The following is a 20,392-nucleotide window of genomic DNA, read 5'->3' on the forward strand; positions in this document are numbered from 1 at the left end:
ACGAATTACTGTGATGATGGCGACGCTGGCTTGGTCTCCGGCACATCTCCCTGACAGTTTGCGTTTTTGATGACCATCTTTTTGTAGATATCGAGTGGGGGCATATTCAGGGCGGCCCGGCGCGCTTCGACTTTCTCACGGTCGTCCAGCCGATCGAACTCTAGATTGCACGGCTGCTCTGGCAGCGACATCAGCTGGGTGCCATACAGCTGTGGCCTGCGCTCGGCCACCGCGACACGGTCGGACAGATAGGCAAAGTTGCGCCCTACCGGTTCGCCCCGCTCTGCGGCGATCTTCTCGAGCAAGGCCAACGTCTGCTTCTGGAATGCCCTGTCGTGATCGGCGTGCTGCACCAGCAGCCAGGCATCGCGCTCGGCGCGCTCGCCGTGCTTTTCGGCGTCAGGAAAACCGCACTGTGCAAACAGGACTTTCAGACGCGCGGTGTTGGCACGGTCGATCACCCCCATGTGCGCCCCGATTTTCTGCTGGGCCGGGGTGTTGATCTCGCTGAAATCGAGCCGGGAGCGCAAGGCCTGGTCGGCGCTGACCATCGTGCGCAGTTCCTTCGTGTAGTCCTCGCAGGCCGCCTGCGCTGGGACCCATGGTAAAGTCGCAGCAACGGCGACGCCCAGAATCTTCAAAAAATTCTGCATCCATATCCTTGATGGCAGTAATCACCAGGCCAGTGTAAGACCGCTACCTGGCGAGGTCCACGCATCCTGCATGATCTGATGGTGCCTTCCTCCCGACCAGTCATGCTGGAACAGCTCGAGAGGCGACGTTCACGTTCACTTGAGCGGTACTGGGCCATCGCAAGCGGATGACAGCACCTTTTCCATGAACACGGACGCGATGCCGATCCCGCTGCGATGCGCGTACACCTCGTCGCGCACCCGCATGAATCCGGCGCGCTCATAGAAGGCCACCGCATTGAGCGACGCCGACAGGAACAGGCGTTGCACGCCGCGCCCCTGCGCCAGCACTTCCAGCCAGCGCAGCAAGTCCCGCGCGATCCCGCGCCCTTGATACGCTGGTTCGACAAACACAGCATCGACTTCGCCGCTGGCCAGGTCGAGCACCGCGAAGCCTGCCAGCGCGCTGTCCTCTTCCGCCACCACGGCGCTCCCCAGATTCACCAGCTCCGCCAGTGACGCCGGCGGCGCGCTGGCGGACCAGGTCTCGATCACCGTCGCCGGATAGTGCGCCGCGCAACTGGCCCGCACGGCCCGCGTGCGCAGCGGCCACAAGGCGGCCAGATCGGCTGCGGTGGCCGCACGGCATATCAGCATGATCCACTCCTGATGCATTGGTGACAGCACATCGTACACGGGGCCGTTGTCGCCGCGGCGCCGGACGGCCGCCATCGTCTGCGGACGGCTGCTGGCCTGTCTGTAGCAAGCCCGTCGAACAACCACCCGGCCTTCGTGCTACAGTCTCCTGCCGCTTTCCTCCCGACCCGCCATGCTGAAACAGCTCACCACCTTTGCCATTGCCGCCCTCGTCGTCGCCAGCAGCGCCCACGCTGCGCCGCCGGTCTATGGCTTCGTCGTCAAGAACACCTACCCCCACGATCCGCAAGCGTTCACGCAGGGTCTGTCTTACCGCGATGGCTACCTGTACGAAAGCACGGGCCAGATCGGCCACTCGACGATCCGCAAGGTCGACATCAAGACGGGCAAGGTGGTGCAGAAGGCCGATCTGCCGCCTAACGTATTCGGTGAAGGCTCCACCGCAGTGGGCAATACGCTGGTCGGCCTGACCTGGCAGTCGCAGGTCGGCTATGTGTTTGACCTCAAGACCTTCAAGCTCAAACAGCAATTCAAGTACGAGGGCGAAGGCTGGGGCCTGGCGGGCGATGCGAAGCAGCTGTACATGAGCGATGGCAGCGCCGCCATCCGCATCCTCGATCCGAAGACGATGAAGGAGCTGCGCCGCATCCAGGTCACGGCCGAGGGCCAGCCGGTGCCGCGCCTGAACGAGCTCGAATTCGTAAACGGCGAGCTGTATTCGAATGTCTGGGGGACAGACCTCATCCTGCGCATCGATCCCGACAGCGGCAAGGTCCTCGGCCTGATCGACCTGACCGGCCTGTTGCCGCCGGAAGCGCGCGGCACCACATCCGTCGACGCCGTCCTGAACGGCATCGCCTGGGACGACAAAGGCAAGCGCCTGTTCGTCACCGGCAAGCTGTGGCCCAAGCTGTTTGAAATCGAGCTGGTGCCACGCCTGCGCCGCTGATTACACGGATTTCGTCACGTCGATCACGACCTTGCCGAAGTGCGCGCCGGACGCCAGATAGCGGTACGCGTCCTGCGCCTGGTCGAACGGGAACACGCGATCGATTACCGGCTTGACGCCGCTGGCGTCGACGAAGCGCATCACGTCCTCCAGCATCGCGCGGCTGCCCACGTGCACGCCCACCAGGCGCTTGGCGCTGGCCAGCAGCGCCGCCGGATTGACTTCACCGCCAAAGCCGCTCACGCCGCCAATGATGGCCACCGTGCCGCCCATTGCCACCGCCGCCACTGACCGGTTCACGGTCCCCTGGCCGCCCACCTCCAGCACCACCTGCGCACCCACGCCATGGGTCAGGTGCAGCACTTCGTCCTGCCATTCGGGGATCGTGGTGTAGTTGATCGTGTGATGTGCACCCAGTTCGCGTGCGCGCGCCAGCTTCTCGTCGCTCGACGAGGTCACGATCGTGCGCAGGCCGGCGGCGCGCGCCAGTTGCAGGCCCAGGATCGACACGCCGCCCGTCCCCAGCAGCAGCACGGTGTCGCCGGGTTTGACGTGATTGCTCGAGACGAAGATGGCGTTCCACGCGGTGACCGCTGCGCAGGGCATCGTGGCCGCTTCGATGAAGCTCAGGCCTGCCGGGACAACCGCCAGCGCATCCTCGTGCAGCACGACTTCTTCGGCCAGCATGCCGTCGATGTCGCCGCCCAGGCCATTGCGGATTTTCGCGGGCGTCGGTGCACCCTCGTGCCAGAACGGAAAGAACGAACCGGCCACGCGATCGCCCACCTGCACGCGCGTGACGCCCGGCCCGACGGCCAGCACTTCGCCGGCGCCGTCCGAGCACGGGATGATCGGATCGTCGACCGAGACCAGGTAATTCCCGGCCGCGACCATCAGGTCGCGGTAGTTGAGCGCAACGGCGTGCACGCGAATGCGCACTTCGCCCAGGCCAAGGTCGCGCACCGGATAGTCGATGGCTTGCAGGCCGTCGATGTTGGCGCCGTGAAGAATTTGGTAAGCCTGCATGGGTGCTCCTATGTCAGTTGAAATCGTTATTTTTCGTCGAGGTGGTACAGCAGCCAGATGGCCGCCAGCAGCGGCAGGTTCTTGATCAGGGGCCCGAACGGATGGACCAGAAATTGCGGCAGCATCGACGCAATCACGACGCTGTACACGCCGATCAGGCCAAATTGCGTCACCCACAACCAGCGTCGCCGCGGCAAAAACAGCGTGCCCAGTCCCAGCAGCAGATCCAGGCCCGCCGCGCCATACAGCGCGGGCAGTTGCAGCTCCGGCGGCACGCCCGCCTGTGCCAGCAGCGCCAGGCTGTCCTCGATCGGGAACAGGCCGAGCGAGACGATCGCCGTGATGATCCAGACCGCGGCAATGCTGTAGCGCAGGACCGGCAGCAGCCAGCCAAGCTTGGCGCGCGCCCGCTCGCACTCGGCGTCCTGAATGAAGGCACTGACGGGCCGTGGCGGATGGCCGATCAGGTTGGCCGTGAGCGTCGCGTCGGCGCTGTTGTCGTGATCGAGCATCTTCAGCGCGTCACGATCCAGCAGCGAGCCTGGCAGCAGTCCAGCGAAACCGGCGGCCAAACGGGCTACGCGCCCGGGCAAGTGCAGTACCGGCTGGCGGCCCATCGCCATCGCGCGGCGCAGCGTGGCCAGGTATTCGGTGAAGGGCATCGCTTGCGGCCCCACCAGCGGCACGCGCATCGTCGCGCCGCCGTCCGGTGCCATCGGCAGCCGGTGCTTGAACAGGCCGATGATGGCCGCTACCAGATCGTCGATGTGGATCGGCTGCACCAGCTGCGGCTTGTCGCCGAAGCGTAGCGTGAACGGCATGCTGGCCAGCGTGCGCATGGCGCGCGCGCTGCCGCCGTCGCGGCCATACACGAGCGACGGCTGGACGATGTAGGAACGCAGCGGCAGCGATGCGAGGTAGTCGTCGGCCTCGCGCTTGGACACGTGATACGGCGTGGTGCCTTCGCGATCCGCGCCCAGCGCGGACAGCTGGATCACCATCTGCACGTCATGCGATTCAGCGCAGGCGGCGAACAGGGCGCGCGGCGTTTCCTTGTGCAGGCGGACAAACGTCTGGCGGCCGCTCTCGCGAAAAATGCCGACCGTGTTGATCACGGCGTCGATTCCCGAGAGGCGCGACAGCCAGGTTGATTTATTGTTATCGTTAGTGAAATCAGCATGGATATAGCTGAGGCGCGGGTCGTCGCTCGTTTCGGGATGACGCACCGCACAGACGACGTGGTGGCCTTCGGTCAGCAACGCTTGCAACAAGTGTTGCCCAACAAACCCGCTTGCACCCGTCAGCAAAATCCGCATCCGATGTTCCCTTTACGCGATCGAAAAGAGGATTGTATGAAATATACGGTAATACAGCGCGCACTCGTCTCCGGTGCGGCCTCGAGTATTGTCTCGACGGTCGCCATGGCGCTGGTCGCAAAGAAAGAAACCGGCAGCCCCTATGCCGCAACCAATGCTGTCAGTCACTATGTGCACGGTCGCAAGGCCAGCTTCCGTGACCGCTTCTCGCTGCGCTACACGGTGCCCGGTCTGTTGATTCACCATGCCAGCGCCACGGTCTGGGCACTGGTGTTCGAGCGTGTCATGGGCGGCGTGCTCGATCAGAAGAACCCGTCGGCCGTCCTGGCCTCGGCAGCGGCAACGTCGGCCTTCGCCGCCTTCACCGACCACAAGCTGACGCCACGGCCATTGCAGCCGGGGTACCAGAAACGCCTGTCGAACAAGTCGCTGGGCGTGGTCTACACGTCGATTGCCGTCGGCATGGCGCTGGGCTCGATGTTCTTGCGGCGTAATCAGCCGCCGAAGTGATGGTGTGTTAGTGGTGCGGCCTGGCTGTCGCCAGCCGCCGGGTGGCTTGCGCCGGTGGCGTGTCGCCCAGTGGCAGCAAGCCGGCGCCGCGCGCCAGGGCCCGCACCAGCGTGGCCTCGCCCAGGCGCAGGCCGTGGCCGCGAAGTTGCGGCAATGAGCGCACCGGCTCCGGTGTGATCTCGATGGCGGCGCGTACCAGCAAACGCTGGAGCGGCCGCAGGGGCGCAGGCAGGATCGGCGCCTCGCCCATGATCCGAATGAAATCGGCCAGGATGGCCGACCCCTCCAGGCCAGGCGCAATGCTGGCCAGCGTACTTTCCCACTCGCTCCACGAGCGCGGCGCACCCGTCGCGCCATACAAGCGCGCCGCAGGCTGCGCCTCGGCGAATGCCGCATCCTTCTCCAGCGCTGACAAACGGCGCGCGTAGCGGTGATACGCCTCGGTAAAGCCGAAGGTGGCCGTGGCCTGGACCCAGTCGAGCAGGCGCGGATCGTTCGCGTGGTACGGCACGCCGGCCGGCGTGGCGCCCTGCACGTGGCGGTGGATACGCACCACGTTTGCAATTAGTTGTTCGGCCGCCGAGCGGGGGCCGTACACCGTCATCATTGCGGCAAAACCGGTGCGGCGCAGACGCAGGGCCGGGTCGCGCCGGAAGCTGCTGTGGTCCCACACGCCAGTGCGCACCGACGGTTCGGCCAGTTCGAGCAGCACTGCCGTCACCCCGCCGATAAACAGTGCGACCGGGTTGGCGAACACCTGCCAGGTGATGCCACCGGCCGGCGCCAGCGCGGGTTCGCCAGCCGGCTGGCTGAAGTCGAACGCCATGCCGGCCGGTGGTTGCATCAATGCCCGCAGCTGCGCCAGCACGTCAGCCTTTCTTGCCCCGCATGCGCTGCACCAGCGTCACGACGGCGACGATGATCGCGCCCACGAGCACGCCGACGAGCGCGTCGACCAGGGTCGGGACCAGGAACGCCAGCACGCCGCCCACCGCTGGTACGTCGGCCACGCCGGCGGCCATGCTTTGCGCGAAGTGGTGCACGGCAGGGATGGCGTGGGCGATGATGCCGCCGCCGACCATGAACATGGCGGCGGTACCGACCACCGACAGCACCTTCATCAGGCGCGGCGCAAATGCCAGCAAGCCCTTGCCCAGACCGCGCGCGGCGCCGTTCTGGCTTTTGCTCAGGTACAGACCCGCGTCATCCATCTTGACGATGGCGGCCACCAGGCCGTACACGCCGATCGTCATCACGATGGCAATCGCCACCAACACGGCAACCTGCTGGCCGAAGGCGACGCCTACCAGGGTGCCCAGCGAGATCACGATGATCTCGGCCGACAGGATGAAGTCGGTGCGCACGGCGCCCTTGATTTTTTCTTTTTCCAGCGCGACCAGATCGACCTCGGTATTGGCCACCGCCGCCACGTGCGCGGCCTTGTGCTGTGCATCTTCCTCAGGGCTGTGCAGGAATTTGTGCGCGAGCTTTTCGGCGCCCTCGAAGCACAGGAACGCGCCGCCGATCATCAAGAGCGGCGTGATGAGCCACGGCAGGAACACCGAGATGGCCAGTGCGGCCGGCACCAGGATCGCCTTGTTGACGAACGAGCCCTTGGCCACGGCCCAGACGACCGGCAGTTCGCGATCGGCGCGCACGCCCGTGACTTGCTGCGCATTGAGTGCCAGGTCGTCGCCCAGGACGCCGGCGGTTTTCTTGGCGGCGACCTTGCTCATCACGGCAACGTCGTCGAGGACGGCGGCAATATCGTCCAGTAGGGTCAGTAAACTTGCTCCAGCCATGGGTCGTGCTCCTTCAAAATTAAGTTGCAATGATAGTAACCGAGGCGCCGTAAAGTACCTACACGGTTCAGCGCCGGTTTTTGCGTTTCAACCCCGCCAATCTGCATCTCGTCGCTTTTGCCGCGCGCGCCGGATGCGTTGTACGTATTGTCCATGCTGAAGGTTGCGGTGCTGCAGCCTCGTCCCCCATCAAGGAGATCCCATGAACACCGATTCGATCCAGGCCGCAGCTCCCGTTCGCCGTGTCCGTCCTCCCAAGCGCAAGACCCGCATCACCATCTATCTCGACGACGAAGTCCTCAACGAATTTCGCACCCTGTCCGAGCGTTGCGGTACCGGATACCAGACCCTGATCAACGCCGCACTACGCAACCGTTTGAACGGTCCAATCGGCGAAACCGGCGTCGCATAAGGCTTCCTTGCAGATTTCCCTCCTGGCGCGGCATTGCACTTGGCAATATTTATGCTAATCTTCCCGCTCTTTTAACCCCGGAGGGATTTATGAAAAAAGGCGAACTGATCGCAGAATTCGCGAAGCGTACCGAGATGTCCGGTGCTGCCGCTGGCGTGGCCGTGAACACGATCATCGAGATCATCACCGAGCGCCTCAAAAAAGGCGACACGGTCGGCATCACCGGCTTTGGCACCTTCTCGGTGACGAAGCGCGCTGCACGCAAGGGCCGCAATCCTGCCACCGGCGAAGTGATCAAGATCGCGGCGTCGAAGAGCCCGCGTTTCTCGGCTGGCGCGACGCTGAAGGCATCGGTCAACCCGACCAAAAAGAAGTAAGCACCATCCCACGGCCTTGTGCCGCGGCCCCTGTGCGGGTCGCGCGCGCGAGGCTGATGCAGTAACGTCCCGTCGTCCACCCTCCCCGCTGTTCCCCATTTTCTACCCGCCACCATGAGCTTCGCCACCTGGATCGCCTTCGTCATCGCTGGTTCCCTGATCGCCATTTCGCCTGGTTCCGGCGCGGTGCTGTCGATGTCGCACGGCCTGGCCTATGGCCTCAAGAAAGCCAGCGCCACGGTGCTGGGCCTGCAACTGGGCCTGATACTGGTGTTGATCATCGCCGGCGCCGGTGTCGGCTCGCTGCTGCTGGCGTCCTCGGTCGCGTTCACGATCGTCAAGGTGGTCGGCGCGCTGTACCTGATCTACCTGGGCGTGAGCCAGTGGCGTGCCGCGCCTGCGCCCGGCCCCGCCGCATCGACCGTCGGCCTCGAAGCGCACCCGCCGTTCGGCCGCCGCGTGCTGACGGGTTTCCTGACCAATACCACCAACCCGAAGGGCATCATCTTCATGGTCGCGGTGCTGCCCCAGTTCATTTCGAAAGACGCCCCGCTGCTCACGCAACTGGCGATCCTGGGCGTGACGATGGTCGTCATCGATTCGGTCGTCATGCACTGCTACGCGGCGCTGGCCGCGTCGATGCAGCGCTATATGCGCGATCCGCGCCACATGAAGCTGCAGAACCGCGTGTTCGGCGGCGTGCTGGTCGTGATTGGCTCGATGCTGTTTTTCGTCAAGCGTCATCCGGGCTGACACGCCGGTCTGCCGGCAGATGCAACTGTTTGTAAGCCGCGTTGCCCGGTCAGCGGGCGCGCGTTGTAATGCGTTTGTACCTTTCCGTCTGCGTTCCCCTCCGGAGCACCACCATGACCCCTCGTTTCGCCCCGACCGCCGCATTGCTCGTACTGGCGGCCTTTTCCACGTCCGTGCCCGCGCAAACGGTGCTGCAGACTGACGCGCTCGAACAGGGCCAGGTGCTGGACGACACGCAACTGGCCGAGGCCCCGGGCCGGGCCGGCCGCATCTCGCTGGTGCAGGGCAAGGTCGACATCGGCGGCGACGTCGGCGCCGAATCGTCCCCGGCCCAACTGAACTGGCCCATCACGTCGCGCAACCTGATTTCCACCGCGCCTGGCGCGCGCACCGAGCTGCGGATCGGCTCCACCGCCATCCGGCTCGATGGCGACAGCTCGCTCGAGGTCACGGAACTGGACGACGACAGCCTGCGCCTGCGCCTGCATTACGGCAGCGTCAGCGTGCGCGTGCTGAACGTCGACGTCGTGCCCGAATTCGAACTGCGCACCGCGCAGGCCACCGTGCGCCTGACGCAGCCGGGGCGCCTGCGCGTGGACGCCGAGCGTGAGCGCGATACGAGCCTGGTGAGCGTTCTCGATGGCGAAGCACAGGTGGACGGCGCCGGCGCCAGCCTGACCGTGCGTGGCGGGCGCGCGGCCCAGGTGCGCGATGAGGACGTGCGCACGCTGCAGGCACAGCGCGACAACTTCGACGACTGGTCGCTCACGCGCGACCAGGCCCTGGTGGCGGCGCAATCTGCGCGCCATATCGGCACCGAGATGACCGGCTACGAAGAACTCGACCGCTACGGCAGCTGGAGCACGAGTTCGGATTACGGCAGCCTGTGGACCCCGCAGGTGGCCGCCGACTGGACACCCTACCGCGACGGCAGCTGGACCTTCATCGCGCCGTGGGGCTGGACCTGGGTCGACAATGCGCCGTGGGGTTACGCGCCCTTCCACTACGGACGCTGGGTGCAGGTACGCAATCGCTGGGCCTGGGCCCCGGGGCGTCTCGAGCGCCGGCCCGTGTGGTCGCCGGCGCTGGTCGGCTGGGTCGGTGGCAGCAACTGGAATGTGGGCTTCCAGTCGCACAATCTGGCCGCGCATGGCTGGTATCCATTGAGTCCGTATGACCGCTATGTGCCGGGCTACCGCCTGTCGAGCGAGCGCCTGCGCCGCCTGAACGACTGGCGCCACGCCACCCGCCGCGAGCAACAGCAGCCAGGTCGCTACAATGGCCTGACCGTCGTGCCGCGCGAGCAGTTCGGCGGGCGTGGTCCGGTGATCGTCCCGCGTGCGCCGCGCCCGAATCGTCCGGAGCAGCTGGTGTCGGGCACGCCGGGCAGCGCGCCGCCGCCACCGCTGGTGGCGCGCCCCGGCTGGAACCGCGACCGGCGCGACCTGCTCGAGCGCGCAAATGTTGGGCGTACCGGCGTCGAGCGCCCAGCCTTTGAGCGCCCTGGCCTCGAGCGCCCAGCGCTTGACCGCATGCAGTTCGAACAGCAGGCACGCGAACGCGGCGAGCAGGAACGGCTCACACGCGAACGCAATAACGGCGAGCGGCTGGCGCGCGAGCGCATGGCGGGGCAGGAGCGGGCGCTGCGCGAGCAGGGCGAGCGCGAACGCATGGGGCGCGAGTTCGAGAATCGCAACCAGATGGACCGCATGCGGTTCCAAGTCGAGCGCAACGACCGGGAGCGAATGGGGCGCGAACGCATGCGTGAGCAGGCAGAACGGATTCAGCGGCAGCCGGTCATGTCGACCAATGCGCCGGCGTTTGCGAGGCCGGAGTCACGACCAGATTCGCGTCCAGAATCTCGCCCCCAGCCGCGTCCCGAGCCTGCTCCGATGCTGAACGCGCCGCAGCGCCCTGCCGCGCCACCGCAGATGGTGGCCCCGCCGGCGCCGCGCCCGCAGCCTTCAGCGCCCGCCTTCACCCCGGCGCAGCGCAACAATGACCAGCGCGCCAACACCGACGCGCGCGGCGTGTCGCGCGTGGAGCGCTGACCGGTACCGGCGGTTTTCAGCCCACCCTCAGGGCGAAACCGCCGGTATTGGCTACAATGCGCTTTTGCACAGGATTACAGCCATGGACCCCAAAGATTCCCTCATCGAATACCCGAGCGACTTCCCAATCAAGGTGATGGGCGCGAGCCACATCGACTTCGCCCCGACCATCGTGGCGCTGGTGACCCAGCTCGACCCGACCTTCGACGAGAGCAAGCTGGAAACCCGGCCGTCGGCCAAGGGCAACTACACGGGCCTGACCGTGACCATCCGCGCGACCAGCCGCGAAATGCTCGACGAGGTGTACCGCACCCTGTCGACGCATCCGATGGTCAAGATGGTCCTGTAACGGCGTTCGTCCCCGATGTCAGCGACCTCCCCCCTGATTCGTGAACTCGGCCAGGCCGACTACGAGCCCACCTTCGCGGCGATGCGCGCCTTCACCGATGCGCGCACGCCCGAGTCGCGCGACGAGCTGTGGATCGTCGAGCACCCCCCCGTGTTCACGCTGGGCCTGGGCGCCGACCGCGAGCACGTACTGGCCCCGCACGACATCCCGGTGATCCAGACCGACCGTGGCGGCGAAGTGACCTTTCATGGCCCGGGCCAGGTCGTGATCTATCTGTTAATGGACCTGCGCCGCAACAAGCCGGGTGGCAAGCTGTACGCGCGCCAGTTTGTGGAAAAAATCGAACAGGCGGTGATCGATGTGTTAGGGGCGTATAATCTTGGCGGTGAGCGCGTTGCCGGTGCACCCGGCATCTATATCGCAGACGGTCCGCGCAAAGGCGCCAAGATCGCTGCGCTGGGCCTGAAAGTACGCGGCAATGGTTGCACCTACCATGGCGTATCGCTGAACGTGGCGATGGACCTGGCCCCGTTCACCTGGATCAATCCGTGCGGTTACTCCGGACTGGTTACAGTCGATATGCGCACGATGGGCGTCGAGGCGCCGCTGCACGATGTACAGCGGGCGCTGGCCCAGGCCCTGGTCGATCAGCTGGCACCCGAGGGCGTCCAGCCAGACCCGAACAAACCAACTGACAGCCCCGCGAGGGCAACGAGCCTATGACTTCCGAAATCGATACCGGCGTCGCCGCCGCAGCCGCCTACAACGCCAGCGAAAAGCAAAAAGGCGCCAGCAAGACCTCGCGCATCCCGATCAAGATCGTGCCGATCGCCGAGATGGAGCGCCTGAAAAAGCCCGACTGGATCCGCGTCAAGGCGGCCACCGCCTCGTCGCGCTTCTACGAAATCAAGGACATCCTGCGCGCCAACAACCTGGTGACCGTGTGCGAAGAAGCGAGCTGCCCGAACATCGGCGAATGCTTCGGCAAGGGCACCGCGACGTTCATGATCATGGGCGACAAGTGCACCCGCCGCTGCCCGTTCTGCGACGTCGGCCACGGCCGTCCGGACCCGCTCGACATCAACGAGCCGGCCAACCTGGCCAAGACGATTGCCGCGCTGCGCCTGTCGTATGTCGTGATCACGTCGGTCGACCGCGACGACCTGCGTGACGGTGGCGCCGGCCACTTCGTCGAGTGCATCCAGAAAACGCGTGCCTCGAGCCCGAACACCAAGATCGAAGTGCTGGTGCCCGACTTCCGCGGTCGCCTCGAAAAAGCACTGAACATTTTCGCTGACGGCCTGCCTGACGTCATGAACCACAACCTGGAAACCGTGCCGCGCCTGTACAAGGAAGCCCGTCCGGGCGCCGACTACACGCACTCGCTGGTGCTGCTGCGCGACTTCAAGAAGATGTACCCGAGCGCGGTCACCAAGTCGGGCATCATGGTCGGCCTGGGCGAGACCGATGAAGAAATCCTGCAAGTCATGCAGGACATGCGCGATCACGACATCGACATGCTCACCATCGGCCAGTACCTGGCGCCGACCAATTCGCACCTGCCGGTGCGCCGCTACGTGCACCCGGACGTCTTCAAGATGTTCGAGCAAAAAGCCTACGAAATGGGCTTCGTGCACGCGGCGGTCGGCGCGATGGTGCGTTCGTCGTATCACGCCGACCAGCAGGCGCACAACGCGGGCGTGGCGGCGTAACTCCAACCGGTGTCCCGTGCCTGCGGCCGGTTGGCCGTGGGTGAAACAGCGATCAGGGCGATGCATGCATCGCCCTGATCGCTGTTGGCGTATACGGCGTCCCTTTGCGCCGCGCCGGCTTATGTCGTCAGGTGCGCGCTGATGCGCTCGGCCAGCATGATGGTGGTGAGGTTGGTTGCTACCGATGGAATGTCGGGAATGATCGACGCGTCGACGACGCGCAGCGCCGCGATGCCGCGCACGGCGCCCCAGGCATCCACCACGGCGGTCCTGTCGCCGTCCGCGCCCATCGGCACGCTCGACGTGGGATGCTGGTAGCCGGCGACATTGGCGACGATGTTCCGGCGCAGCGCCTGGCCATCGGGCACGCTGGCACCGGGCGCCATTTCATGGTCGATCAGCTCTGAAAACGGCGCGCTGCGCCCGATCCTGCGCGAGAGTTCGACGGCTTCGACCATCCGGTCCAGATCGTTCTCCTGCTCGAAGAAGTTGTAGCGGATGCGCGGCGCAATACGCGGGTCGCGGCTGGCAAGGCGCACGCTGCCATTCGACGCAGGCAAGGTCACGGCGCAGGCCAGTACGATCGCGCCGCCGGTCGGGCTGGCCTTCGGATCGATCAGGTGCGTCCCCGAGATATGCAGGTCCAGATCGTCTTTGGCGGCGTCGCGCGAGCGCGTCCAGACAATCGCGCCGGCGGCCGGCGTCATCGCCACGGCCGACGCTTTCAGCGCGTAGACATTGTAGAAGAACGGGTGTTCCTGCAGGCGCTCGCCCACCGGCAGGTCGGCCACGGTGGTGATCCCCATCTCGCCCAGATGACCTTTCGGTCCGATGCCGGAGCGCAGCAGGATGGCAGGGCTGCCAATCGCACCGGCCGACAGGATCACTTCGCCGGCCGGGATCATGTCGCCATCCACCAGCACCACGCCCACGGCGCGTCCCCGTTCGATCAGGACGCGGTCGGTCTCGGCGCGGCCGCGGATCGTCAGGTTGGGGCGGGCCCGCACCGCTGCGGTCAGGTAGGCCATCCCGGTATTGATGCGCACGCCGTCAACGACATTCAGGGGATAGGGGCCAACGCCATGCTGGCGCGTGCCGTTGAAGTCGTCCACGTGGGGCAGGCCCACCGACTCGGCGGCCGTCACGAAGGCGCGCATCGAAACGGTGTTTTCCGCAGCAGTGCGCTGGCGCACCGGAAACGGTCCGTTGCGGCCATGCCAGGCGTCGTCACCCGTGGGGGTGTTTTCCATGGCACGGTAGGCGGCAAGCACCTCTGGCCAGGCCCAGCCTTCGATGCCGCGCCCGGCCCAACGCGCGAAGTCGGCAGGGCGGGCGCGCATCGCCACGGCGGCATTGACCGCCGAGCTGCCACCGATCACGCGGCCGCGCGGAATGCCGATGTCATGGCCCAGACGGGCCGCGTCGTCACTGTGGTAATGCCAGTCGTGCTCGGGTGAGGCGGCGACCAGGTTGGCATTGGCCAGCAGTGCCGGATACTGGTCGGCCCGATAATCGGGACCGGCGTCGAGCAGCAGCACGCGGCGCTGCGGGTCGGCACTGAGGCGTGCGGCCAGAACGGCGCCGGCAGAGCCGCCGCCGACAATCACGACATCAAACCGCTGGCCGGTTCGGGAAGCAGCTTGCGTCGCGGTACCGCTGCGCGGTGCGCCGGACGCCAGCGCTGCAGCGCTTCCGGTCAGGGCGATCAGGGTTGCCTGGGCGCCGAGCGCCATCGCAGTGCGTCGTGTCATTGTCAAAGTCATGGTTACTCCAGAGCAGGCGCGGTATTGCGCCGGTCAAGTTCGCCGATCGGGATGACCGGCACAGATCCATGGTAGGCAGGGGCGTCGGGCCCAGCAAGACGGTCTTGCAGGATGCAATGTCCGGTGAAATGGACGGTGAAGCAATCTAGAGGACAGGGGCAGGAAGGCCCTGAAAGGCCCGCCAACGCATGCGACGCGCTGCTGGCGATCTGGCCGCCAGGCGCGTCGGACGCCTTACACAATGGGGTTGGTCAGGGCTGTACGGCGGACTGCATCACGGCGCGCAGCCGCACGATTTCGCGCTCGCCCTGTTCCAGCGCAGCGGCGCTGGTGTGTACCGAATAGGTGCCCGAGACGAGCGGATGCGGATGCTTGACCGCTGACCCGAGCACGAACTCGGTACGGCCCTCGGCCACGACATCGATGGCCTGCTGGCTTTCTTCGAACACTGCCACGTCCAGATCAAGCGCAGCCCCGGCGGTGTGCAGCGTGCCATTGGCCACGCCTACCCAGGCGACCGTATGGCCGGGTGGCGGCAGGTAGCGCCAGCGCTCGCCGTCAGCCAGCACCACGTGCAGGTAATTGATCGCGGCGCGTGGCTGGATCGGACTGACGGCGCCGTCGTACGTGCCGATCAGCACCCGCGCCGGACCAGTGCGCGGTACGTCGGCAGGGGCCAGATACTGGCTGTGTGCCGGGGCATTTTCATCGTCGGGTGGTAATGCCAGCCACAGCTGGAAACCCAGCACCTGCGCACCGTCGGCTGCCATGCCCTGGTGCCAGACGCCGCCGCCGGCGCTCATGAATTCGACCCCGCCCGCTGGCAGTTCGCCATGCGCGCCAGTCGATTCGCGATAGGCGAACGTGCCGTCCAGCACCGCGGTGACGGTGGCGATGCCGGAGTGCGGATGCATGCGCATTGTGCCGCGCCGCGCATCGAGCGTGAAGCGGTCGACAAAAATGAAGGGCTTGATCAATTCGCCGATATCGCCCGGGCTGACCAGGCGGGTGATGCCGCCATGGTCGCTGCCTTTGGTGCGCGTGACCAGTTTGCGTGCAAGAGATGCTGCCGGCCGTGCCAGCGTGGCCAGGTTGTCTGTTTCAGTGTGCATGATGGACTCCGTGATGAATGCGTTTGGTCCTGTCGGCGATGAAGGCCGCGCCGAGCGACAGGGCGCTGAGAATGAAGATGGCGGCCGGTCCGATCACGGTCGCGAGGATGCCGCTGGCCACATTCCAGGCAGCTCGTCCGAAGTTGGTCCCGACCGCGCCAAACGCGAGGTTCCCGGGAACGTCGGCCTTGCTCAGCAGCTCTAACCACACCGGCTGCAAGGACAGCGCGGCAATTGCTGCGCACAGGCCCAGGAGGACGGCGCTGCACAGCGTGACCCAGGGACCCACGCAACCGAGGAAGGTCAGGATGCTCACCGCGAAAGTGCTGGAGCCCATTTTTTGAAACGCAAACTGGTGGTGCCCGTGCCGCTGTCCGTACAGCGACACGATCACCGACAGCAGTGCCAGCAGACACATCGGTAGACTGGTCAACATCCTGACTGCCGCGAGCAGCAGCGCCGTGTCTGCCGCGCCCGCATACAGCCAGCTACCCAGGCTCGACGCGATGATGCCGATCCAGATGGCCCGGAACAGCGGGTTGAACAGCAGGCGTGGCCGGGAAGGTGCATGGTTCATGTCGTCTCCTCGATCGGGAGCAAGCGGGCCGGTGAGGCCGGGGCGCCGGGCATTGCCAGGGGCAGGGCCGCACGCAGCACCGTTGCAGGCCTGCCTGGCACCTGCACCGGCTCGACGGCGATCAGGATGAAGCGGGTCGTCGTCGTCGCGTGGATGGCGACGTCGATTGCCTGGCCGGCGTCGACGGTTGTCATCTGCCCCGCATCCAGCCTGCGCACGCCGTCCGCGACGCGCGTTTCGAGCTGGCCGGACATGACGTAGAGCCACGCTTTACGGTCACGGGCAAGGTGATGCAGGAAGCGTGCGCCGGGTTCCACACGACCGTCGAGGAGCAGCATTTCGTTGGCCGCGGTACCGGTGCCGGCATCGCCATGGGCGCCCAGGACGGTGCGCACCCGGTAACCCGGGCCTTGCGTCACCGGGACCTCGGCGCGTCGCAGATGCGCTGCATGGGGCGGCGTACGGTGCAGTGCGCACGGCAGCTTGACGAACAGCTGGAGTGCGTGGATACGCGCACCCGCATCGGGCCGCTGCTCGTGCACGGTGCTGTTGCCAGCCGCCAGCCGGTACAGGTCGCCCGCTTGCAGGGCCACGGTGCCACTCACGGTATCGCGATTGATCAACCGGCCCCGGGAGTCTTCGAACAGCAGCGTCAAGGTTGCAATGCCCTGGTGCATGTGGGGCGCGAACGTGTCGCCGGTCATCACGAAATGATCCAGCATCACGAGGGGATCGGTGTCACGCTCGAACACCGACGCGCTAAATTGCAGCGAGGTGAAGCCCGTGCCGACCGTGCGCGTGACGCCGGCATCCACCCGCCCAAGGCGTGCGGGGCTGCTGCCGGTTGGTTCGCTTGCAGGCTGAGTGCCCATTTTGTCGCTCCATGCGCCTGTTGTCATGGAGCGAATATAGAACCGTGGGCGTCCATTGAGAAGCCGTCGAAACGGCGACGCTGTGTCCAGCTAACTGGACGATGAACTTACAGCAGAACGATCTTGGGAAACTCCGCCGCCAGGTGGTCAAGGAAGACCCGTACCGAGGGCAGCATGTTCTTGCGGGAAGGGACCAACGCCGTGAGCGTGGCATCGCCAGCGATCCATTCGGGCAAGACCCGCTGCAGCTCGCCCCGCTCGACGGCGGCGCGCGCGATATAGCTCGGCAGGGCCACGATCCCCAGCCCGGCGACGGCAGCCTGTTGCAGGCTGAGCATGTCTTCGCTTTGCAGACGGGGCGGGATCGGCACGGCCACTTCTTCTGTCAGCAGCGTCGCATGGCGCAGGCGCCAGTGCAGCGGTGCGTTGGCCCGCGCAAAAAAAATCGAGGCATGCCCGGCAAGGTCGGCTGGTGTAGACGGCACACCATGTTCGGCCAGATAGCTTTTCCCTGCGAACAGACACCATGGCGCCGGCGTGAGTGTTCGCTGGATCAGGTCGGAATCGGGCAATGGGGCGGCGTGGCCGCGGATGGCGACGTCATAGTTTTCGCCGACGATGTCCACGGTGCGGTCCGCCGCATGGGCGACAACATTGATCTTGGGATAGAGGCGCAGGAAATTGGCAATCATGTCCGCCATGGCGAAGTGCATGGTGGCTGAGCCGGCCGTACAGCGAATGGTGCCGATCGGCTCGGACAGGCGGTGGCGCACCGACATTTCGGCCAGCTCGGCTTCGCGCAAGGTGGCCACGGCGTGCCGGTAAAATTCTTCACCGGCTTCGGTCATGCCAAAACGGCGCGAGGTTCGACTCAGCAAGCGCACGCCCAATTGGCTTTCCAATTGCTGCATGCGGTGGCTGAGCGTCGATTTTGGCATGCCGAGATTATTACCGGCGGCAGTAAATCCGCCCCGATCGACGACATTCACAAAAATAAAAAAATCGTTCAGGTCCAGTCGGCTCACGCGCGGTCCAATCCTACGAAGACAGGCCACGATTCTGAAGGCTTATATGGCGGGCGTCCAGATCTAATTCATGTATGCACGTTCATTTCGCCCGCCGGCCCGCATCTGGAATACCTGCGGGCCGGGTTTTCATATTATGCGTGCGGTGCTTTTTGCAGTTGGGGCGTGTTCGCCCGAATGGTCGCAATATGCAGCAATCCGCCAGCAATTGCGATATTTTTCAATAATTCAGTCAATTGCATTTGATCGCCAATCGCGTGGTGAAATGCCAGGCCGGTGACCAGCGAGAACATCGCCAGAGCCAGCGCAACAGCGCGTGTCTGGACGCCAAATGCGAGCAACAGGCCGCCGCCAAGTTCCACTGACACGGCGATCAGGAAGGCCAGCTTCGCGAAGGGCAAGCCGGAGGCTGCGATGAACAGCAGCGTCGGCCCGGGCGCCAGCAGTTTGGCCATGCCGCTGACGAGAAACAGCGCCGCAATCATGATGCGTCCCGTGGTCTGCACGGCAGGCGTATTGTTGTTCAAGGTATTCAGGATCGTCATTTTTTTCTTTCTAAAAGGGGCCAGGTATTTGCACTGGTAAAGCCAGCCGATATACCCGGCGTGAATGGCATCCATATGAATGCGCAATTGAAATCTGTCCGCTGTATCGGCCGGCCAGGAATAGCGCATGGTAGTTACAAAGCGATGTGCCAGCAATGGACGGTGCCGGGAAGCTGCGTCCAGATAACCGGACAATTAAGGCGGCGATGATCCAATGGGTCAGACGATGCATCCGACCAAACCGGCTTGTTGGGGTATTTTTTAAAACATACTATTTGTGCTCCAAACCGCCACCCCGGCGGCGTCAAACAGAAACTCCAAGGAGCAGAAAATGAAACCAGTAAATGGCAAGGTCGTTCTCGTTACCGGTGCATCGTCAGGATTAGGGCATGAATTGGTGCACCAGCTTCTGGAAAAAGACGCCATCGTCGCCGCCACGTTCCGCAAGCAGCAAGAGGTTGATTTCTTTAACAGCAAGCATCCGGCACAGGGCCTGGGCGTGTTGGCCGATGTGACCGATGAAGTCGCCGTACAAGCCGGTGTGGCAGAGGTGCTGGCCCGCTTCGGCCGTATCGACATCGTCGCCAACTGCGCTGGCGCCGGCACGGTCGGCGCCGTGGAAGAAATGTCGGATGCAGAAGCGCGGCGCATCTTCGACCTGAACTTCTTTGGCGGCCTGAACATCGTTCGCGCCGTGCTGCCGGCAATGCGCAAGCAGCGCTCCGGCCACATCGTCCAGTTTTCCGCCATCGGCGGCTTTATCGGCTACCCGGGCATGGGTGTCTACGCCGCTGCCAAGGGCGCCACCGGCATCCTGGGTGAGGCGCTGGCAGGGGAACTGGCGCCGTTCGGCATCGCCGCCACGGTCCTGACCATCGGCGTCTTCGAGACGCAATTTGCCGGTCGCTCGCTCGCGTATGCCGAGCGGAAAATCGACGACTACGAAGGTACGCCTGCCGGCAAGTTCCGTGGTGCGATCGGCAACCTGCAAGGCAAGCAGCCCAATGTGCCAGAAAAGGGCGCGCTGGCCATCATCCACCTGATGGAAGCGGATCATCCACCCGTGCATGCGGCCCTGGGCGCCGATGCCATGGGCGGCATGCGCCGCAAAATGGCCTGCATCGAGCAGGAACTGGTCGAGTGGCAGGATAACGCGGCCTCCACCGCACGCACCGTTGAAGGAGTGTGATCATGCGCATGACCAACAAGGTCGTCCTGATTACCGGCGCGTCGCGCGGACTGGGTCTGGGCCTGGCACGCCGCTTTGCCAAAGAAGGCGCCGCCGTTGCGCTGACCTACAACAGTGACGAGGCTGCGGCCGCCAGAAACGTCGCGGCGCTCGTCGCCGAAGGTGCCCAGGCGATGGCGGTCGGTGGCGACGTCAGCGACCCGGACGCGGTCAATGCGATGTTCGCGGCGGTGCTGGCCCGGTTCGGCCGTATCGATATCGTCGTGGCCAATGCTGGCCGTGAACTGATCGATACACCGATCACCGAGATCGACAACGCGATGTTCGAACAGGTCACCAAAACCAATGTGTTCGGCACGTTCTATACCCTGCGCGAAAGTGCGCGGCACGTCACCGATGGCGGGCGCATCATCGTGATCTCGTCGACGACCACGATCGTGCCAAACGCCGGCTTTACCGCGTATGCGGGCAGCAAGGCCGCGGGCCGACTCTACGTCGAATGCCTGGCGCAAGAACTGGGCAAGCGCAACATCACCGTTAACGGCGTCGTGCCGGGGCCGCTGCGCGACGCCGGCGTCATCGCCAACCTGCAGGAAAGCGACTATCAGGCGCTGGCGCAATTGTCACCTTTCGGACGCCTGGGTTCGGTCGCCGATGTGGAAGGCGCCGTCATTTTTCTGGCCAGCGACGATGCCGCCTGGGTGTCCGGTCACCATCTGGTGGTCAGTGGCGCCGCCAAGGTATGACACCAGGCCGGATGACG

24 protein-coding genes are annotated in these 20,392 nt (G+C 65.0%); 11 read left to right on the forward strand and 13 right to left on the reverse strand.

The annotated features are described in order from the left end of the window. Window positions 1-5 precede the first annotated feature (5 nt). Both HD842_RS12740 and HD842_RS12745 read right to left on the reverse strand, forming a co-directional pair. Window positions 6-653 carry a DUF6624 domain-containing protein gene (locus HD842_RS12740; RefSeq protein WP_308638406.1) on the reverse strand — a complete coding sequence of 216 codons (648 nt, stop codon included), beginning with the start codon at window positions 651-653 and terminating at the stop codon, window positions 6-8. A gap of 135 nt (window positions 654-788) precedes the next feature. Beyond that, a complete protein-coding gene (locus tag HD842_RS12745; RefSeq protein ID WP_183554943.1) occupies window positions 789-1,289 on the reverse strand; it encodes a GNAT family N-acetyltransferase in 501 nt (166 codons plus the stop codon). A 172-nt stretch (window positions 1,290-1,461) separates the two neighbouring features. On the opposite strand from HD842_RS12745, the gene HD842_RS12750 reads away from it, so the two are divergent. Further along, the gene (locus HD842_RS12750) at window positions 1,462-2,238 is read left to right on the forward strand and encodes a glutaminyl-peptide cyclotransferase (RefSeq protein ID WP_183554945.1); all 777 of its coding nucleotides are present in this window, start codon (window positions 1,462-1,464) and stop codon (window positions 2,236-2,238) included. On the opposite strand, the gene HD842_RS12755 is transcribed toward HD842_RS12750, so the two are convergent. Both HD842_RS12755 and HD842_RS12760 read right to left on the reverse strand, forming a co-directional pair. Next, complete coding sequence (locus tag HD842_RS12755; RefSeq protein WP_183554947.1) at window positions 2,239-3,264, reverse strand: zinc-dependent alcohol dehydrogenase family protein; 1,026 nt, start codon at window positions 3,262-3,264, stop codon at window positions 2,239-2,241. Window positions 3,265-3,290: 26 nt separating this feature from the next. Further along, window positions 3,291-4,580, reverse strand: coding sequence for an SDR family oxidoreductase (locus tag HD842_RS12760; RefSeq protein WP_183554949.1), 1,290 nt, complete (start codon window positions 4,578-4,580; stop codon window positions 3,291-3,293). A gap of 36 nt (window positions 4,581-4,616) precedes the next feature. Here HD842_RS12760 and HD842_RS12765 point away from each other — a divergent pair, with 36 nt between their 5' ends. Next, window positions 4,617-5,090 carry a hypothetical protein gene (locus HD842_RS12765; protein ID WP_183554952.1) on the forward strand — a complete coding sequence of 158 codons (474 nt, stop codon included), beginning with the start codon at window positions 4,617-4,619 and terminating at the stop codon, window positions 5,088-5,090. Between the two features lie 7 nt (window positions 5,091-5,097). Here HD842_RS12765 and HD842_RS12770 read toward each other — a convergent pair whose 3' ends face one another. The 3 genes from HD842_RS12770 to HD842_RS12780 are packed head-to-tail and all read right to left on the reverse strand — an operon-like array spanning window position 5,098 to window position 7,047. Continuing rightward, a complete protein-coding gene (locus HD842_RS12770; RefSeq protein ID WP_183554954.1) occupies window positions 5,098-5,958 on the reverse strand; it encodes an oxygenase MpaB family protein in 861 nt (286 codons plus the stop codon). 1 nt (window position 5,959) lies between these two features. Beyond that, entirely contained in the window at window positions 5,960-6,892 is a 933-nt protein-coding gene (locus HD842_RS12775; RefSeq protein WP_183554956.1) for a DUF808 domain-containing protein, read from the reverse strand. Then, complete coding sequence (locus HD842_RS12780; RefSeq protein WP_183554958.1) at window positions 6,871-7,047, reverse strand: hypothetical protein; 177 nt, start codon at window positions 7,045-7,047, stop codon at window positions 6,871-6,873. The genes HD842_RS12775 and HD842_RS12780 overlap by 22 nt, the downstream gene beginning before the upstream one ends. Window positions 7,048-7,094: 47 nt before the next feature. On the opposite strand from HD842_RS12780, the gene HD842_RS12785 reads away from it, so the two are divergent. The 7 genes from HD842_RS12785 (at window position 7,095) to lipA (ending at window position 12,546) form a co-directional block, all read left to right on the forward strand. Then, window positions 7,095-7,304, forward strand: a complete 210-nt coding sequence (locus tag HD842_RS12785) for a BrnA antitoxin family protein (protein ID WP_183554960.1) — start codon at window positions 7,095-7,097, stop codon at window positions 7,302-7,304. 89 nt (window positions 7,305-7,393) lie between these two features. Next, entirely contained in the window at window positions 7,394-7,681 is a 288-nt protein-coding gene (locus tag HD842_RS12790; protein WP_183554962.1) for an HU family DNA-binding protein, read from the forward strand. 114 nt (window positions 7,682-7,795) lie between these two features. Beyond that, on the forward strand, window positions 7,796-8,434 hold the full coding sequence (locus tag HD842_RS12795) for a LysE family transporter (RefSeq protein WP_183554964.1): 639 nt from the start codon (window positions 7,796-7,798) through the stop codon (window positions 8,432-8,434). A gap of 113 nt (window positions 8,435-8,547) precedes the next feature. Continuing rightward, a complete protein-coding gene (locus HD842_RS12800; protein WP_183554966.1) occupies window positions 8,548-10,485 on the forward strand; it encodes a FecR family protein in 1,938 nt (645 codons plus the stop codon). 82 nt (window positions 10,486-10,567) lie between these two features. Continuing rightward, complete coding sequence (locus HD842_RS12805) at window positions 10,568-10,834, forward strand: DUF493 family protein (RefSeq protein ID WP_183554968.1); 267 nt, start codon at window positions 10,568-10,570, stop codon at window positions 10,832-10,834. Window positions 10,835-10,849: 15 nt separating this feature from the next. Continuing rightward, window positions 10,850-11,557 (forward strand): lipoyl(octanoyl) transferase LipB, encoded by a 708-nt coding sequence (gene lipB, locus HD842_RS12810; RefSeq protein WP_183554970.1) that lies wholly within the window; start codon window positions 10,850-10,852, stop codon window positions 11,555-11,557. Beyond that, window positions 11,554-12,546 carry a lipoyl synthase gene (gene lipA, locus HD842_RS12815; RefSeq protein ID WP_183554972.1) on the forward strand — a complete coding sequence of 331 codons (993 nt, stop codon included), beginning with the start codon at window positions 11,554-11,556 and terminating at the stop codon, window positions 12,544-12,546. The genes lipB and lipA overlap by 4 nt, the downstream gene beginning before the upstream one ends. 119 nt (window positions 12,547-12,665) lie before the next feature. Here the strand turns inward: lipA and HD842_RS12820 are convergent, their stop codons facing one another. From HD842_RS12820 to HD842_RS12845, 6 genes are all read right to left on the reverse strand, one after another. Next, window positions 12,666-14,309: a GMC family oxidoreductase gene (locus HD842_RS12820; protein ID WP_229424741.1), complete on the reverse strand. Its 1,644-nt coding sequence runs from the start codon at window positions 14,307-14,309 to the stop codon at window positions 12,666-12,668. Window positions 14,310-14,560: 251 nt separating this feature from the next. Further along, window positions 14,561-15,421, reverse strand: coding sequence for a pirin family protein (locus HD842_RS12825; protein ID WP_183554974.1), 861 nt, complete (start codon window positions 15,419-15,421; stop codon window positions 14,561-14,563). Then, a complete protein-coding gene (locus HD842_RS12830) occupies window positions 15,411-15,998 on the reverse strand; it encodes an MFS transporter (RefSeq protein ID WP_183554976.1) in 588 nt (195 codons plus the stop codon). Before HD842_RS12830 ends, HD842_RS12825 begins: the two co-directional genes overlap by 11 nt. Beyond that, on the reverse strand, window positions 15,995-16,870 hold the full coding sequence (locus HD842_RS12835; protein ID WP_183554978.1) for a pirin family protein: 876 nt from the start codon (window positions 16,868-16,870) through the stop codon (window positions 15,995-15,997). Before HD842_RS12835 ends, HD842_RS12830 begins: the two co-directional genes overlap by 4 nt. Before the next feature lie 107 nt (window positions 16,871-16,977). After that, window positions 16,978-17,895: a LysR substrate-binding domain-containing protein gene (locus HD842_RS12840; protein WP_370660832.1), complete on the reverse strand. Its 918-nt coding sequence runs from the start codon at window positions 17,893-17,895 to the stop codon at window positions 16,978-16,980. A 134-nt stretch (window positions 17,896-18,029) separates the two neighbouring features. After that, window positions 18,030-18,569 carry a DoxX family protein gene (locus tag HD842_RS12845; protein WP_229424742.1) on the reverse strand — a complete coding sequence of 180 codons (540 nt, stop codon included), beginning with the start codon at window positions 18,567-18,569 and terminating at the stop codon, window positions 18,030-18,032. 202 nt (window positions 18,570-18,771) lie between these two features. Between HD842_RS12845 and HD842_RS12850 the strand changes: the two genes are divergently transcribed. Together HD842_RS12850 and HD842_RS12855 are read left to right on the forward strand one after the other, a co-directional pair. Further along, on the forward strand, window positions 18,772-19,629 hold the full coding sequence (locus tag HD842_RS12850; RefSeq protein WP_183554980.1) for an SDR family NAD(P)-dependent oxidoreductase: 858 nt from the start codon (window positions 18,772-18,774) through the stop codon (window positions 19,627-19,629). Between the two features lie 2 nt (window positions 19,630-19,631). Next, a complete protein-coding gene (locus HD842_RS12855) occupies window positions 19,632-20,375 on the forward strand; it encodes an SDR family NAD(P)-dependent oxidoreductase (RefSeq protein WP_183554982.1) in 744 nt (247 codons plus the stop codon). The last annotated feature ends 17 nt before the right edge of the window (window positions 20,376-20,392 follow it).

It is taken from the genome of Massilia aurea (assembly GCF_014200505.1).
Lineage (GTDB): Bacteria > Pseudomonadota > Gammaproteobacteria > Burkholderiales > Burkholderiaceae_D > Telluria > Telluria aurea_B.